The following is a 16,291-nucleotide window of genomic DNA, read 5'->3' on the forward strand; positions in this document are numbered from 1 at the left end:
ATCGCGATGTCAGTACCTCGGCCGGGTCGGATACGGTCCGTCCGCGGGGCCGTGCGGGCCGACCGTGTGCACCTCGCGGAACTCGAAATCGGCGAAGTCGGAGGCCAGGCGACCCCAGTTCTCCCGGGTGATCGCCGTCGTGACGGCCCCCGCGATCCGGCTGATCCCGCCGTAGATCCCCGAGAGTTGGTTGCCGGTGACCCCCATCGAGGTGCGTGCGCCGGTGGAGAAGTGGTGCAGCCGCGTGATCCACGGCGCGGTCCCCGGGTGTCGCTCGGTGAACTCGAAACCCGGCCCGAGGTAGGGGCTGCGGCCCGCGGGGTGGTCCGCGGCGAAGTCGTGGACGTCCGCCCACAGGGCGATGTCGTCGACGAACTCGGACAGTTCCGGGCGACGCCGCAGGTCGACCTCGTATCCGGTGGCGCTGATCACGACGTCGGCACGGACACGGCCGGCGTGGGTGTCGATCGCGAGCTCGCTCCCGCCCGCGCCGTCGTCGACCACCTCGACGCCGTCCCACCCGCAGCCGGTGTGCAGGGCGAAGTCGGGGTGGGCGAAGCAGCGCCACACCGTGTGCTGGGTGGGCGGCTGCGGCAGACCGCCGCTGAGGAGGGTGAAGTCCCACTTGGCCCGGTCGTCCAGGTCGTAGAAGCGTTCCTGCATCCCGGGGAACTCCATCCAACGCAAGGGGTTGGAGCCGGGGAGGGTCTCGCGGCGCAGGAACACGTCCGCGCGCGCGGCACCGTGGTCCAGCGCTGTAGCAGCGTTGTCGAATCCCGAGGCCCCGCCACCGAGGACGGCCACCCGCAGGCCGCGCAGGGCGTCGAAGTCGATCGGATCCTCGGTGTGGAACCACCGCTCGCGTGGCAGCGACCGGACGACACCCGGCACGCGCTGCCCGCCGCTGCCGGCCAACCCGAGCGAGAAGACGATCCGCCGCGCGGTCACCGACGTGCCGGCCGCATTGCCGCCCGTGCCAGCGCCCGTCAGCTCCACGGTGAAGGGGCCGTCCGGGGTCGTGGGCCGGTGTACGGCGGTCACCCGAGTGCGGTGGCGAACCGTGAGGCCGGTGATGTCGCGATACCACCGCAGGTAGTCGTTCCAGTCCAGCCGCGGCACGAGGCCGATCTCCGCCCACGCCTCCTCGCCGTAGACGGCCTCGAACCACCGGCGGACGTGCAGCGACGGGACGTCGAACTCGATGCCGCGCATGTGCTTGGGGCTCCGCAGAGTGTGCATGCGGGCGAAGCGATCCCAGCAGCCCACGCGGTCCGCCGGGCCGTCGTCCACCACCAGGACGCGGTCGATGCGTTGGCGCCCCAGCGCGAACGCGGTTCCCAGCCCGGCCTGACCGCCGCCGATGACGAGGACGTCCAGGTCGGGCGAGCTGTCGTCGCGGGGGATCCAGTCACGGACGTGGCTGGTGGTCTCGATGTCCTCACGCACGCGCGCGGCGAGCCTCGCCAGTCGGGCGTCGGCGTCGGGCAGGCGACGGGACCCGGTCGCGTGGTCGAGCTGGGGGATCTCGGAGATCACGGAGGTCATGGACATCTCCTGTGGCGTCTGGCCCGGGGCTTCCGGGCGTGCCCGGGTCCTGCGCCCGGGCGGACTCCGCGCCGCTGCCTGACTGATGACTCGGCCTCCGGGGCGTCGGTCGCCCGGCGACCGGATCGGCTGGGCCGACCGCACCGTCGCGGTGTCGATCCTCAGTCTGGCAGCGCCGCTTTTCCACGGTGTTACGCCGACGTCAGGCCGGTGTGGCGGGAGAACCGGCCGGTGGTGAGGGGGTGCGGGCCCACTCGCCCGCCCACGCGCCGTGCACCAGCACGACGTCGGTCACCGTGCCCGCGTCGGGGACGCCGCGGCCAGCACCCGTGCGGCCTCGCGGGCCGCCGCGGTATTGGCCCGGCCGTGCCTGGACCCCGCGAGTTTCGCGGCGATGTTCTCCCGGACGGTGATCGGCTCGTAGGCGTCTCCGTCGGCCCCCACGAAGTCGGGCAGGGTCTCGATCACGGCGTCGATGTTGCCATCGTGGAAGAACGCCGCCGAGCGGCGGCGGACGACGGTGCCTTCGACGATCGGCGGCGTGACGCGGTGCAGGGTCGACATCCACCGGTCGTTGGTCAACCGGGCGGTGAGGTCGCCGAGATTGACCAGCAGTCCGCCCTCGACGGGCTGCACGTCGTGCCAGACACCGTCGGCGCCGAGGACCTGCAGCCCGGCCACCCGATCCGCCCACAACACGGTGACCAGCCCGAAATCGGTGTGTTCTCCCATGCCCCGGAGCTCGCCGTCGAGCGTGACCGGCCCCTCCTCGAGCGCGTAGTTCACCATCCGGAGCACGTCGACCGAGTGATCGGTGAGCCGGTCGAAGAAATCGGACGGCTGGCCGAGGGCGTCGGCGAACACACGCGTGAGGGTGCGGGCGACCCGAGAGGCCTCGGCGAAATAGGCGTCGATGCGCTCGCGGAACCCCGCCGTCCCGGCGCCGGGGAGCTCAGGCCAGACGTTGATGCCGTAGTCGGCCTCCGACAGCTCCAAGTCTGGGAACGACCGTGCCTCGATGCCGACGTTGAACGCTTCGAAGAAGTCGTTCATCCGCCCAGCCGACTCCACACCCAGGCTCAGGCTCAGCGACTCGCTCTTCGGCGGGCTGTACCCGCGGTTGGCGCCGGCCACCCGGTAGGACTTCTTGACATCGAGGGGCAGGGCGAAGAAGTCGTCGATCGCGCCGGCCAGGCCGGCGGTCAACTCCGACGGGATCCCGTGGCCGACGACCTGGATGAAGCCGACGGTCGAACAGGCCTCGTCGAGCTCGCGGGCCACACGGGACCGGGCCTCGTCGGCCCCTCCGTCGACGTATGGGGAGATGTCCACCATCGGGACATGGAAACCGGGGGGTGCAGTGGTCATGGATCTACTCCTGTGGCGGAGGTGTCGGCCGAGGTGACGGGGGCCGGTGTGCCGGGCACGGCACCCACCCGGAGGGGCGAGCGTCGGTGCGTCTCCTGTCTACCGAGAGCTCGTTCCGGCCTCGTCACCCGCGTGTGTCGCGCCGGTTACACCCGGTCGCGCAGCGGTGGTACGTCGGTGGATGGCGGAATCGAGCCGCGCGAGGCGGGCACCGGTCCCGCCCCGGCGGTGGACGATCAACTCTGCGGCGATCGACAATGCCGTCTCGGCGGCGGTCCGGGCACCCAGGTCGAGTCCGATCGGAGAGGACAGGTGCCGCAACTCCGCCTCCCCCAACCCAAGCCCCGCGAGCCGCGTGACCCGCTCGGCATGGGTCCGTCTGCTGCCCATCGCGCCCACGTACCCCGCGTCGGTGCGCAGGGCTTCGAGCAGGAGCGGGATGTCGAACTTCGGATCGTGTGTCAGCACGCAGATCGCCGTGGAGACGTCTACCGGGGTCCGCCGCAGGAACTCGTGCGGCCAGCAGCGGACGACCCGATCCGCGGCGGGGAACCGCTCCGCCACCGCGAAAACCGGCCTTGCGTCACACACCGTCACCCGGTACCCGAGCGCCACGCCCAACGGCACCAGCGCCTCGGCGAACGCGTTCGCACCGAACACCAGCAACCGAGGGGCCGCCAACGGGTGCACGAACACGCGACTCGTACACCCCGCGATCTCGGCGGGAACCACCACCGGTTCCGCGGTACCGGAATCCGCCGCCCCCATCGGCCCGCGGGCCCACGGCGGCACCTCGTCCTCGTCGCTCTCGGCGGCACGTACCGACCACTCACCGGCGCGGGGGCCGTCGAGGACGGTCGCCGCCACCACCCGTCGCCCCGCCGCCGCGGCGCGGACGAGGGCATCGGCGGCACGTGGAACAGGTTCGACGAACACCTCCAGGCTCCCGCCGCAGGTGGGGCCGACGCCGAGGAGCTCGTCACCGTCGGGGCCGAACATCGCGGTGACCGGGCGCCCGTCGTCGAGGACCTGCTGGCACAGCGTGAACACGGCACCGTCGACGCAGCCCCCGGACACCCCGCCCGCCACCGCGCCGGTCGCGGAGACGACCATCGCGGTGCCGGGCGCGAGAGGGGCCGAACCGCCCGTGGCCACGACGCGGGCGAGGGCGCACGGCACCCCCTCTGCGCGCCACCTGCTCAGGACCTCGAGGACGCTTCGCACGGCTTCACCGCGTCCCGAGCCGTGCCGCCATCGCCCCGAGTGCGTCCGGGGTGAGCCGGCCGTGCACCCGCAGCCTGGCGATGCCGCCGTCGGGGAAAACGTCGAGGCGGACGAACCGCACGGGGTCCGCGGGCCCTACGAGGAACCGGTGCCGGGTGTCCGGCTGCAGCGGGGTTCGGGGTACGAGCTCGACCCACGCCCCGGGACGCTCGAGGTCCTCGGCCCTGCGGATGCCGTGCAGGGACCCCGAACCGGGGGCGTTACCGATGTAGTAGGAGGTGTCGATCTCCACGTGGTCCACCGTGCCGGCGTCCGCGAGTGCCACCGTCACGTGGTCGTTGCCGTTGTCGCGGCGGCGCGCGTTCTCCCAGCCCTCGCCCATGTGGCGGGACCGGCCGGGCGCGATGATGTTGGCCGGCGACGAGTAGAACAGGTCGGAGCAGTCCACGACCCGGCCGCCGTTCTCCGCCGCCGCGAGGTCCACGGTCCCGGCGAGGAAACGCGGGTCAGGGGTCGGTTCGCCGTGCACGCGGAGCCGGGCGACGCCGCCGTCGGGGATCATCCGCAGCCGCACGTGCGTCACGGGGTGCTCGTCGGCCACCACGTACGGGTTCCGGGTGTCGCCCTGCGCGGACGACGGTTCGACCAGCGGCCGCCACGGCGCCGCGGCGAGCTGCCCGGGGTCCGGATAGCCGTCGATCCACGCCCCGTCCAGCGCGACCTGCGGCGGGTAGTTTCCGCGGAAGAAGGCGGTGTCCACCACGACGCCCCGGACCACGCCCGGCACGCCCAGCCGGATGATCGCCGCGTCGTGGCCCGGCGTGCGCCGCCGCCGCGTCTCCCACCCGTCGTAGATCTTGCCCTTGTGCCCGAACAGGGTCGGGTCGAACAGGGGCTCCCCGGGCAGGATCAGGTTCTCCTTCTCGGCGAAGAACTCGTCGTCGGCGTACACGACCGCGCCGGCCAGGGCGCGCGAGGCCAGGTCCGGGAGGGCGAGGAAGGCGGGCGTGGGGGGTGAGGTGGCGGTCATGCGGGGATCTCCGTTCGGGCGGGCGGGGTGGCGGGACTGAGCTCCGCGGCGCCGGGCCTGGTGACGAGTCGACCAGCGGCGGGCTGGTCGAGGTCCACGCGCCGGCCGGCCAGGTAGACCTCGCGCACCACACCGGCGAGGGCGCGGTCGGCGTAGGCGGTGACGGGGTTCTTGTGTTGGAGCCGCTCGGGCAGCACGACAAAAGCGTCGTCGGGCGAGAGGACCACCAGGTCGGCGCGGGTGCCGGGGCGGATCGCACCGCGGTCGGACAGGCCGGCGAACGCGGCCGGCGCCGTGGCCATCCACCGCACCACGTCCGCCAGCCCCATCCCTCGCCGGCGGGCCTCGGACCACATGATCGGCAGCCCCAGCTGCACCGAGGCGATCCCGCCCCACGCCTGCCCGAAGTCGCCGGTGTCGAAGCGCTTGAGCTCGGGCACGCACGGCGAGTGGTCGGAGACGACCAGGTCGATCGTCCCGTCGCGCAGCCCGTCCCAGAGCGCCTCGCGGTTGCCGGCCTCGCGGATCGGCGGGCAACACTTGTAGTGGGTGGCTCCGGGCTGGATCTCCTCGGAGAACAGCGACAGGTAGTGCGGGCACGTCTCCACGGTCAGCGGCAGCCCCTCGGCCTTGGCCTCGCGGATGAGCGGCAACGCCGCGGCGGCCGACAGGTGGAGGATGTGGGCGCGGCATCCGGTGCGGCGGACGCCGTCGATGACCTGCGCGATCGCGCGCACTTCGGCGTCGACGGGCCGCGAGGCGAGGAACCCGGTGTACGCGGGGCCCGACGGCGGCGTCTGCGCTGCGATGGTGCCGGCGTCCTCGGCGTGCACGATGAGCAGCCCACCGAACCCCGCGATCTCGGCCATGGCCGCCTCCATCTGCGCGGGGTCCAGTGGGGGGAACTCGTCGATGCCCGAGTGCAGCAGGAAGCACTTGAACCCGAACACCCCGCGGTCCCACAGTGCGCGAAGTCGACCGAGGTTCTCCGGCACCGCTCCGCCCCAGAATCCGACGTCGACGTGCAGTGTCCCGGGCGTACTGGCGAGCTTGGCCTCGAGCGCGGCGGGGCTGGTGGTGACGGGGCTGGAGTTGAGCGGCATGTCGATGAGGGTGGCCACGCCGCCGCACGCCGCCGCGCGGGTGGCGCTGGCGAATCCCTCCCAGTCGGTGCGGCCGGGTTCGTTGACGTGCACGTGCGTGTCGACCAGGCCGGGCAGGAGGACGGCGTCGCCGGGCAGGGTCACCGTCCGGGCACCGGTGGGTGGCCGGTCGAGGGCGCCCGGCGCGGTGTCGACGGCGGTGATGGTGCCATCGGCGACGACGACGAGGGCGGATCTCTCCGCGCCGTCGACGATCGCCCGGGGCGCCCGGATCACGAGGTCGGGGTGGGTCATCTGCTCTCCTGTGGTCGGGCTCCCGGCCGGGTCAGGGTGACCAGGTCATCCCGACCGAGTCCGGCGCGGGTGGTGATCTCGTCGGCGGTGACGGCACCGCAGTCGAGGGCGCGCAGGCAGAACGCGGCGAGCGCGCGGGCGGTGGCGGGTTCGTCGAGGTAGCCGGCGTCGGGTCCGGTGCCGGAGTACGCGGCGAGCCGCGCGCACGCGCCGGGCACGGAGCGCCGGTAGAACGCGTACGTGGCGACGTAGCGGGAGACCAACTGGGCCGGGTGCAGGTCCCAGCCCTGGTAGAAGCCGCGGCGCAGGGAGCGGTCGATCAGCCCGGCGTGCCGGCGCCACGCCTCGTGGACCGCCTCGGCGGCGCCGACGGGCAGCCGGTTGGTCGACCCGTCCGACAGCACCGCGCCCGTGCCCGCGGCGGCGACCTGCACGACGGCCTTGGCGTGGTCGGCGGCCGGGTGGTCCATTGCCTGGTACTCGGCCGCGATTCCGAGCGAGGCCGAGTAGTCATAGGTGCCGTAGTGCAGTCCGATGCAGCGGCCGTCCGCGGCGTGGACGAGCCTCGCGACCAGCGCCGTGCCGTCGGGGCCGCAGATCGACTGCGGGGTCTCGATCTGGATCTCGAACCGCAGGGCGCGCTCGGCCAGGCCGTACTCGGTCTCGAGTTCGCGGCACAGCGCGACCATCACGCGCACCTGCTCGACGGCGGTGACCTTGGGCAGAGTGGGCCGGAACCCGGCCAGCAGAGAGTCGCGGTCCGGCGCGGCGGCGAGACCCCCGACCACCCGGACGAAGGTCCGGATTCCCCGGCGCCGGGTGGTCGGGTCGAAGGAGCCGAAGCGCAGTCCCCAGAACGGCGGCAGGGCGGCGCCGGGCCGGGTCACCACCTCGGCGAGCACCCGGTCCACGTGGGCGTCCTCGTCGCAGTCGCGCAGCACGGCGGGTATGCCGCGCTGGGTGAAGCCGTCCTCGAAGTCGATGCGCAGGTCCTCGATCGGCTCCCGCTCGAGCTTGGCCCGGACCAGTGCGTGGAGCTCCGAGGACTCTGTCTGGCCCTGCGCACCACCGCTGACCAGGCATGCCCTGAACACCCTCCGCAGGGCACCGGGGTCCGGCAGGTGCTCGTCGAACGCCGCGAGCGCGGCCGCCCCCGTCTCGGCCACCACGCCGGCGCCGACGCGGTCGGCGGGCAGGTACAGGGTGTGCACGGGCTGCCGGGTGGGTGGCGTGTCGGGGAATCGCCGGACCGCCAGGGCGTCGACGGCGGCCAGAGCCAGATCGGCGCGGGTGTACAGGCGGGTGAGCGAGGGCATGGGTTCTCCTGGAGGGCCGGCGATGCGCTCCATGTGTATCCACGCCGGGTTCCGCGGCGGTGACCCGCTCATGTCGCCCGTGTTACGCCGCGCTCAGTCGTGCCGCGCGCCCATGAGGTGCAGGATCCGGTGCACGGTGTCGTCGACCAGGGTGTAGCGCACGATCCGGCCGTCGGTCTCGTCCCGGGTCGCGGACACCCAGCCCTGCTCGCGCAGGATCCGCAGCGCCTGGGACGCGGCGTTGCGGGTGATGCCCACGGCGCCAGCCAGGTCGGACACCGTCGCGACGCCCGGTCCGGCGTGGTGCATGTGCGCGAGGAGCCCGAGCCGGGTGGGGTCGGCGAGCAGGTCGAACCGGGCGGCCCAGTCGTCGACGTCCATCGGTTCCTCCGTAACAGCGGCGACACATTCCGCCTCTACGCTCGCCGCAGTATGTGTCCGGGCGGACACGTATCCCCCGCAGGCAGGAGCTGCTCGTGAGACCGTTCTACGCCGCCGCCGGCGCCGCCGTCGCACTGGGCGTGCTCGCGTCGGGCTGCGCGATGCCCGCGGCCGGCGGGGCGGGTGGGCCGGGCAGCGGGACCGGCGCCGGCGACCGCGTCGTCCTGGCCGACTCCGCGCCGCTGGGCGAGTTCAACCCGGTCTCCGGGTACGGCTCCACCGGAGTCTCCCCGATCTACGAGGGCCTGCTACGCCCCGACGCCGCCGACGACGAACACCTACCCGACCTCGTGCCGGCCCTGGCGGCGGCCGAGCCCGAGGTCAGCACGGACGGCCTGACCTGGACCGTCCGCCTCCGCGAGGGCGTGCGGTTCCACGACGGCAGCGCCCTGGACTCGAGCGACGTCGCCGCTACCTACCGCGCGGTCGCCGACCCCGCCTCGGGCTCGCCCATCGCCTCGGACTACACCTCCATCGCGGGCGTCGAGACCCCGGACCCGCTCACCGTGCGGTTCCGGCTCGACGCCCCCGACCCGGGCATGCCCGCCCGTCTCCTGCTGGGCATCGCTCCCTCCGAGCGGCTCGCGCCCGGGCCGGCGGCGGCGTCGACGCTCAACACCGATCCCGTCGGCACCGGGCCGTACCGGCTGGAGCGCCTGTCCCCGGGCGAGGCCGTCCTCACCGGCAACCCCGACCATCGCGACGGCGCGCCCGAGGTCGACACCCTCGTCCTGAGGTCGGTGCCGGACGAGAACGCCCGCGCCCAGATGGTTCTCACCGGTGAGGTCGACGGCACGGTCCTGCCTCCGACCCTCGCCTCCGGTCTCGCCGGCCGCGACGGCACGGAGCTGGTGTCGATCAACTCGGCCGACTGGCGGGCCGTTGCGCTGCCCATGGCCCACCCGTTCACCGGCGACCCGGCGGTGCGCCGGGCGCTCGCGGCCGCCATCGACCGCCACTCCCTGGTCGAGCACGTCCTCGCCGGCCACGGCCGGCCCACTTCCTCCCCCATCACCGACGCCTACCCCGAGCACGAGCCGGGCACCGACGCCGTCGGCGCTGACTCCGACCCCGCCGCCCGGCGGGCCGAGGCCCGCGAGCTGCTCGCGGCCGCCGGGTGGCGGCCCGGGCCGGACGGGGTGCTCACCCGCCGCGCGGGCGCGCCAAACGGCACCGCGCCAAACGGCACCGCGCCAGCCGGCGCCCCCGCCCGCGCAGAGTTCGTCCTCGCCTACCCCGCCGCCGACTCCCTGCGCCGCGAGCTCGCGTCGGCGGTCGCCGACCAGCTGCGCGGGCTGGGCGTGGCCGTCGAGCTGTGGGGCGCGACGTGGGACGAGATCGAGGCGCGACGCTCCGAGGTCGCGGTCCTGCTCGGCGGCGGCGACAACCCCTTCACCGTCGACACGCAGGTCCACCGCACCCTGCACTCGGCCACCCGCACCTCCGGCCCGCTCGACAACCCCGGCGGCTACGCGAACCAGGACGTCGACCGCGCCCTCGGCGCCGCCCGCCACACCGCCGACCCGGCCGAGCGGACCCGCCTGTACCGCCGCGCCCAGCAGGAATACCTGCGCGACCCCGGCCACCTGTTCCTCGTCACGCTCGAGCACACCTACGTCGTCCGCGACACCGGCCACACCGGTCCCGCACCGATCCTCGAGCCGCACGTCCACGGCGCGACCTGGGGACCGTGGTGGGCGATCCACCGCTGGACGGCCCGCCCGTGATTCGCCGCCTGCGCGAGCGCCGGGCCGAGCTCACCCGCCTCACCGTCCGCCGCGCCCTGGCGGCGCCGGTGGTGGTGCTCGCCGTGACGCTCGCCGCGTTCGCCCTGGCCGGCGCCTCGCCGCTCAACCCGCTGACCGCCCACTTCGGCTCCGGCTACGAGCGGATGACCGCCGCCGACCGCTCCGCCGCCGCCGCCGCCCTGGGCACCGATCTGCCCTGGTGGCAGGCCTGGGGCCGGTGGATCGCGGGACTCGCGACCGGCGACGGCGGCTATTCCCCCACGTACCGCCAACCCGTCGTGGAGGTGCTCGCCGAGCGGATCCCGTGGACCGTGGGACTGTCGGCGGCGGGGGTGGGGATCGCGCTCGTCGTCGTCGTCATCTCCGGCCTCGTCGCGGCGCGGCGCCCCCACGGGACGGTGGACCGCGCCCTGGCCGGGCTCGCGGTGGCGCTGAGCTCGGTGCCGACGTTCGCGCTGGCGCTCGGCTCGGTCGCGGTGTTCGCGGTGGCGCTGCGATGGCTGCCCGTGGCCGGCGCCGCCCCGCCCGGCGAGGCCGCCACCATCGGCGGGGTCGTGCGGTACGGGCTGCTGCCGGCGTGCGTGCTGGCGGCGGGGCAGGTGCCGTGGTTGCTGCTCGCGTTCCGGCGCGCGGTCACCGAGGCCGCCGACTCCCCGCCGGTCGCCGAGGCGCGCGCCCGCGGCCTCGCCGAGTGGACCGTCCTGACCGGGCACGTCGCGCCGGTGGCGTGGGCGCCGCTCATCGCGTTGGTCGGCGCGCGCGTGCCCGAGGTGATGGTGGGCTCGCTCGTCGTGGAAACGGTGTTCGCGTGGCCCGGGCTGGCCGCGGCGACCGTCGACGCCGCGCTCGGGGCGGACTTCGCGCTGCTCGCCGCGGTGACCGTCGCCGCGTCGCTGACCGTGCTCGCGGGCACGTGGATCGCCGACTGCCTGCTGCTGCTCGCCGACCCGAGGGTGCGGATCGATGCGTGAGGGCCCGGCCGCGCGGCGGGTCGCGGGGGCGGCGCTGCTCGCGGCGATCGTCGTGTTCGCGCTGCTCTGGCCGGTGCTCGCGCCCGACGCTATTACCACCTCCGACTACCTCGCCGCCGACCTGCCGCCCTCGCCCGCGCACCCGATGGGGACCGACGCCCTCGGCCGCGACCTGTCCGTGCTGGTCGCGCGGGCGCTGCGGGTGTCGTTGGCGGTGGCCGCCGGGTCCGCGGCGCTGGCCGGGCTGCTCGGGGTGGTCGTGGGGACCGCGGCCGCGGCGGGCGGGCGGCGCGCCGACGCGGCGCTGATGCGGGCCACCGACGCCGTCGCCGCCGTGCCGCACCTGCTCGCGACGGTCGTGGTGGTGGCGTTGTTCCGCGGATCGCTGGCCGCGATCGTGCTCGCCCTGGCGCTCACGCACTGGCCGGGCGTGGCGCGCGTCGTGCGGGCCGAGGCGCAGAAGGTCATGGCCACCGGTTACGTGGCGGCCTCGCGCGCGGCGGGCGCGTCCCCGGCACAGGTCGCGCGGTGGCACGTGGTGCCGGCGGTCGCGGGTCAGGCGGGGCTCGCCGTGGTGCTCATGGTGCCGCACGCCGTGTGGCACGAGTCGACACTGTCGTTCCTGGGGATCGGCCTGTCGCCCGAGCGGGCGAGCCTGGGCACGCTCGTCGCGATGTCGCAGTCCGGCCTGCTGGTGGGCCGGTGGTGGCCGCTGGCGTTCCCGACCGCCGCGCTCATCGCCGTCACCGCGGCCGTGGCCCTGCTCGGGCCAGGACGGGCGGGACGGGGTGCGGGGTCGGCCGCCGGTGGTCGCGGTGGCCGTCTGGCGTCGGTTCCCGTCGACGGTGACGACGACGACGAGACGCGCACCACCCGGGCGGCGCTCCGCGTGGACGATCTCACGGTGAGGCATGCGGGCAGCGGCGCGAACGCCGGGGAGACCGCGGTGGACGGGGTGTCCCTGCGCGTCGAGCCCGGTCGGGTCGTGGCGATCGTCGGCCCGTCGGGCGCCGGCAAGTCGAGCCTGCTGGACGCGTGCGCCGGGCTCGTGGCGCCGGGCTCGGTGGTCGCCGGCCGGATCGAGTTGGGTGGGAGCGGGGTGGGTGGGCACAGCCGCGGCGTGACCGGCCACGTTCCGCAGACCGCCGCCGACGCGTTCACCCCGACCCGGCACATCCGTGGGCAGCTGGAGGAGTCAATCGCGGTCGCGGCAGCCCGCGGCAGCGCGGGCGGCACCGGCAGCAGCTCGGCCGACGTGGACGCGCTGTGCCGACTGGTGGGCGTCGACCCCGCGCTCGCCGACCGCTACCCGCACCAGCTCTCCGGCGGCCAGCTGCGGCGGATGGCCATTGCCGTCGCGCTGGGCACCTGGCCGTCGGTGCTGCTCGCCGACGAACCCACCGCCGGACTCGACCCCGCTCTCGCACTCGCCGTCCTGAGGCAGCTGCGGCGCCTGGCCGACGAGACCGGTGTCGCGGTGCTGCTCGCAACGCATGACCTGGTGGCGCTCGAAGCCAGCGGTGCTGCCGACGAGGTCGTGTCGATGCAGGCAGGGCGCCTGTGCCCTGCGGACCCCTCCCAGGGCATCCTCGGCCACGCAGATACCGCCGCACCCGTCGGGGAGCTGGTGACACCGTGACCCTCGTTGCCGCCGGCGCCGCATTCCGCTACCCCGGCTGTAGCGCGGATGCGTTGCCCCCGACCGACATCACCGTCGCCGCGGGCACGATCACCGCCCTCGCCGGCCCCTCGGGTAGCGGCAAGACCACCCTCGCGCGGTTGCTCGCCGGGCTCCTCACGCCCACCGCCGGATCGGTGATCGTGACCGAGGACGGCACTGCGAGCGAGGTCCGGCCGCGGCGCGGTCGTCTGCCCGGGCACACCGCGCTTCTCGACCAGGACCCGGCAGCCGCGGCGGACCCGCGACTCACGCTCCGGCGGATGATCGCCCTGCCCGGGCGGAGCCGGCGGATCGCCGTGGACGTGGACTCACTCGCTCGGGAGGTCGGGCTGGAGGCGTCGCTGCTCGACCGGCGTCCGGGCGAGGTCTCCGGCGGACAGCTCCAGCGGGCGTGCCTGGCCCGGGCCCTGGCGCAGCAGCCGCGCTACCTCCTCGCCGACGAGGCGACCGCGCACCTCGACCCCGATGCCGCCGCCGTCGTCCTCGAGGTCCTCCGGGCGCGGACCGACCGCGGCCTCGGTGTTCTCGCCATCACCCACGACCGGGACGCGGCCGCCGGGTGGGCGGATCACGTCGTGACGCTTCGATGACTCGCCAGAGGTCAGTTCAGCCCGGCGTAGGAGTGCAGGCCCGAGACCACGATGTTGATGAAGAACAGGTTGAACACCAGGACCGCGAAGCCGGCGATGTTGATCCACGCCGCCTTCTTGGGGCCCCAGCCCGACGTCGCGCGGGCGTGGAGGTAGCCGGCGTAGAGCACCCAGGAGATGAAGGACACCGTCTCCTTGGGGTCCCAGCCCCAGAAGCGGCCCCACGCGCTCTCCGCCCAGACGGCGCCGAGCAGGATGCCCACGCCGAAGATCGGGAAGCCGATCACCGTGGCGCGGTACGCCACCCGGTCGAGGGTCTCGGCGGCGGGCAGCGGGCGCGCCAGACGGGCAGCCCAGCCGGACTCCCGCCCCTGCGGCTGCCACACGCGGATGAGGTACATGATCGACACGACGCCCGGGACGAGCAGGATTCCCGAGCCCAGCGAGATGATCGTGACGTGGATCGGCAGCCAGTACGACCGCAGCGCCGGCACCACGGGCGCGGCCTCCGAGTACAGGTGCGTCCCGCCGAAGAACAGCAGCACCAACACCGGCACCAGCATGAACGGCCACGCCGTCTGCAGCGCCGGCTTACGCAGGAACACCAGCCCGGCGCCCACGGCGAGCAGGGTGGTGCCGAGGATGAACTCGTACATGTTGCCGAACGGGAACCGGTCCGTGGCCAACCCGCGCGTGATCAGCGACCCGGCGTGGAACAGGAACGCCACCACCACGAACAGCTGCGCGATGCGCGCCCACCGCACGTTGCCCTCGGACACCCGGTTCTCGTCACCGGTGTCGGTGAGCGACGTCGACTCCGTCAGGCCTACGTCCGACCCGTCGGCCGCCCCCGGCCCGCCGGCGGCTCCACCCCGCCCGGCCGCCACGAGCTGCTGGTGCGAGACCTTGGGGACGCGGAAGCCCGCGTAGTAGATCATCGACGCGACGAGCGCCAGTGCATAGATTCCGAACGCCGTCCGGAAGGCGAGGTCCGAGTACGTCGACAGGGTCTCGTCGACGGGCAGTCCCTGCGCGAGGGTCCAAGTGATCACCGGGTGTCGTCCTTCCGCACGTCGTCGCCGGCGGTGCCGCGACTAGTTGAAGTGTGGTCCTTGATTGCCTCACCCGGCAACACGGGTGTGACGGCCGTGGCCGCGACCAGCCGATCGCGGAGCGCGTCGAATTCGCTCCCCCAGCCGGACCTGTCCGTCTTGGCGAGGCCTCCCAGATCGACGCGGGTGACCTCGTCGTCGTCGACACTCACCCGCGCCCAGATCCGCCGACGCCGCACCATCAGGCTGAGTACCAGCCCCGCCATCATCACCGCCGACGCCACGCCCACCCACAGCTGGGTGGGATCGGAGGAGACCTGGATGTTGATGAACTCCTCCGCGCCGTCGAAGCGGACCTCGGTGCCGTCGGCGAGCGTGGTGGACTCGCCGGGCCTGAGGTTGACGCGCGCCTCGCGGTTGAGGACACCCGACTCGATGAGGTCCGAGTCCAGGGAGAAGATCGACTGCGGGCGGCCCGTGTCGAGGCCGGCGTCGCCGCGGTGCACGTCGATCGCCACCGCCGGGTCGTCCATCCTGGGGAACCGGGAGCTGAGCAGCGTGCCGTCGAACTGGGCCGTCGGGGCGAACAGGCCCTGGATCGCGATCTGTTGTGTGCGCCGCTCGGCCAGGTCCGGGTACATACCCGCGGGCGGGTCGAAGCGCATGATGCCCGACGACAAGAAGGTCTGCAGCTCGGTCGGCTGCCAGTGCTGCGTGTCCGTGCGGGTCTCACCGTTCGGGAACGTCACCGTGAACGTCGGCGCAAAACCGTGACCCTGCAGGTAGACGCGGACGGACCCGATGCGCAGCGGGTGGTTGACCCGCATCTCGTACGGCTCCCACGTGTCGGGGTCCGTGGCCGTGACCTCTTCGCTGTAGCGCACGTTGGAGGTGAACATCTCGGCCTGGCCGTTGGGCAGGTAGTCGGCGCGGAAGTCCTCGATCTTGATGCAGAACTGTTCGAGGTCCGTGCCGTCGACGAGCAGGCCGGCGCGGAACGAGTCGTAGGCGCTGGGGGTGGTGTTGCAGAACGCCGGCGACTCGGCGTTGGCGACGATGACGCGCATGCCTTCGGCGTAGACGAACTTGCCGGCCGCGAACATGATGAGCAGCGCCAGCAGGCCGAAGTGGAAGACGATGTTGCCGACCTCGCGGGAGTATCCGCGCTCGGAGGACAGCTCGATGGTGCCGGGGACGCGGCCGTCGCCGTCGTTGCGGCGGACCCGGCCTTTGAGTTCGCGGCGGATCTGCTCGGCGGCCTGCTCGGGGGTGGCCGTGGTGCGGTAGGCGGCGTGGTGCGGCAGGCGCGACAGGTTGCGCGGGGTGAGCGGCGGCGGGGTGCGCAGCTGCTTGACCAGGTCGATCGAGCGCGGCGTGAGGCATCCGATCAGCGAGATGAACAGCAGGACGTAGATCGCCGTGAACCACCAGCTGGAGAACACGTCGAACAGTTGCAGGCGGTCGTAGAGCTCGCCGAGCCAGCCGTTTTCGGCGATGTACTCGTTGACGTTGCCCTCGTTGAGGCTGCGCTGCGGCAGCAGTGCGCCCGGGACGGCCGCGACGGCCAACAGGAAGAGCAGGATGAGCGCCGTGCGCATGGCGGTGAGAGTGCGCCAGGCGTTGCGGAGGTAGCTGGTGACGGTGCCCAGCGGTGAGCGGGCAGCGGCAGTTCTGGGCTCTGGCATGGGGTCCATCTGCGGGTCGCGGCGCGCCGAGGCGACTCGGCGCCGGTCGCACCCAGGCTATCCCGGTGATCCTGAGCGGAACCTGGCAGGGTGGGGCCGGGTGTGCTGCCGCCTCCGGGGAGGTCAGGGCCGGTGTGGCGGGGGTCTCTCGGTGCCCCGCCGCGGGAGACCGGGCGTCGATCATCGTGCGGGTGCCGGTGGGTGGGCGTAGGACACGGGTGCCTCCAGGCGTGCTTCGGTGGG

13 protein-coding genes are annotated in these 16,291 nt (G+C 73.6%); 4 read left to right on the forward strand and 9 right to left on the reverse strand.

The window, feature by feature from the left end; translation table 11 throughout:
* Positions 1-9 precede the first annotated feature (9 nt).
* The 7 genes from C3V38_RS02960 to C3V38_RS02990 all read right to left on the reverse strand — a co-directional run bounded on the left by C3V38_RS02960 (position 10) and on the right by C3V38_RS02990 (position 8,261).
* On the reverse strand, positions 10-1,545 hold the full coding sequence (locus C3V38_RS02960) for an NAD(P)-binding domain-containing protein (RefSeq protein WP_239550510.1): 1,536 nt from the start codon (positions 1,543-1,545) through the stop codon (positions 10-12).
* Between the two features lie 291 nt (positions 1,546-1,836).
* Positions 1,837-2,913, reverse strand: a complete 1,077-nt coding sequence (locus C3V38_RS02965) for an isopenicillin N synthase family oxygenase (protein ID WP_106385044.1) — start codon at positions 2,911-2,913, stop codon at positions 1,837-1,839.
* Positions 2,914-3,012: 99 nt separating this feature from the next.
* Positions 3,013-4,137: an XdhC family protein gene (locus tag C3V38_RS02970; RefSeq protein WP_106385045.1), complete on the reverse strand. Its 1,125-nt coding sequence runs from the start codon at positions 4,135-4,137 to the stop codon at positions 3,013-3,015.
* A 4-nt stretch (positions 4,138-4,141) separates the two neighbouring features.
* Positions 4,142-5,167 carry an allantoicase gene (gene alc, locus C3V38_RS02975; RefSeq protein ID WP_106385046.1) on the reverse strand — a complete coding sequence of 342 codons (1,026 nt, stop codon included), beginning with the start codon at positions 5,165-5,167 and terminating at the stop codon, positions 4,142-4,144.
* Entirely contained in the window at positions 5,164-6,564 is a 1,401-nt protein-coding gene (gene allB / locus C3V38_RS02980) for an allantoinase AllB (RefSeq protein WP_106385047.1), read from the reverse strand. Before allB ends, alc begins: the two co-directional genes overlap by 4 nt.
* Positions 6,561-7,880 (reverse strand): aldolase/citrate lyase family protein, encoded by a 1,320-nt coding sequence (locus tag C3V38_RS02985; protein ID WP_106385048.1) that lies wholly within the window; start codon positions 7,878-7,880, stop codon positions 6,561-6,563. The genes allB and C3V38_RS02985 overlap by 4 nt, the downstream gene beginning before the upstream one ends.
* Positions 7,881-7,973: 93 nt before the next feature.
* Positions 7,974-8,261, reverse strand: coding sequence for a helix-turn-helix transcriptional regulator (locus tag C3V38_RS02990; RefSeq protein WP_106385049.1), 288 nt, complete (start codon positions 8,259-8,261; stop codon positions 7,974-7,976).
* Positions 8,262-8,356: 95 nt separating this feature from the next.
* Here C3V38_RS02990 and C3V38_RS02995 point away from each other — a divergent pair, with 95 nt between their 5' ends.
* The 4 genes from C3V38_RS02995 to C3V38_RS03010 are packed head-to-tail and all read left to right on the forward strand — an operon-like array spanning position 8,357 to position 13,311.
* On the forward strand, positions 8,357-10,048 hold the full coding sequence (locus C3V38_RS02995) for an ABC transporter substrate-binding protein (protein WP_254426062.1): 1,692 nt from the start codon (positions 8,357-8,359) through the stop codon (positions 10,046-10,048).
* Positions 10,045-11,040, forward strand: a complete 996-nt coding sequence (locus C3V38_RS03000; RefSeq protein WP_254426063.1) for an ABC transporter permease — start codon at positions 10,045-10,047, stop codon at positions 11,038-11,040. The genes C3V38_RS02995 and C3V38_RS03000 overlap by 4 nt, the downstream gene beginning before the upstream one ends.
* The gene (locus C3V38_RS03005) at positions 11,033-12,679 is read left to right on the forward strand and encodes an ATP-binding cassette domain-containing protein (protein ID WP_106385050.1); all 1,647 of its coding nucleotides are present in this window, start codon (positions 11,033-11,035) and stop codon (positions 12,677-12,679) included. Before C3V38_RS03000 ends, C3V38_RS03005 begins: the two co-directional genes overlap by 8 nt.
* A complete protein-coding gene (locus tag C3V38_RS03010) occupies positions 12,676-13,311 on the forward strand; it encodes an ABC transporter ATP-binding protein (protein WP_106385051.1) in 636 nt (211 codons plus the stop codon). Before C3V38_RS03005 ends, C3V38_RS03010 begins: the two co-directional genes overlap by 4 nt.
* An 11-nt stretch (positions 13,312-13,322) precedes the next feature.
* On the opposite strand, the gene ccsB is transcribed toward C3V38_RS03010, so the two are convergent.
* Both ccsB and C3V38_RS03020 read right to left on the reverse strand, forming a co-directional pair.
* On the reverse strand, positions 13,323-14,363 hold the full coding sequence (gene ccsB, locus C3V38_RS03015) for a c-type cytochrome biogenesis protein CcsB (RefSeq protein WP_106385052.1): 1,041 nt from the start codon (positions 14,361-14,363) through the stop codon (positions 13,323-13,325).
* The gene (locus C3V38_RS03020; RefSeq protein ID WP_106386340.1) at positions 14,360-16,048 is read right to left on the reverse strand and encodes a cytochrome c biogenesis protein ResB; all 1,689 of its coding nucleotides are present in this window, start codon (positions 16,046-16,048) and stop codon (positions 14,360-14,362) included. Before C3V38_RS03020 ends, ccsB begins: the two co-directional genes overlap by 4 nt.
* Positions 16,049-16,291: the final 243 nt, after the last annotated feature.

It is taken from the genome of Dietzia sp. oral taxon 368, from assembly GCF_002999155.1.
Lineage (GTDB): Bacteria > Actinomycetota > Actinomycetes > Mycobacteriales > Mycobacteriaceae > Dietzia > Dietzia cinnamea.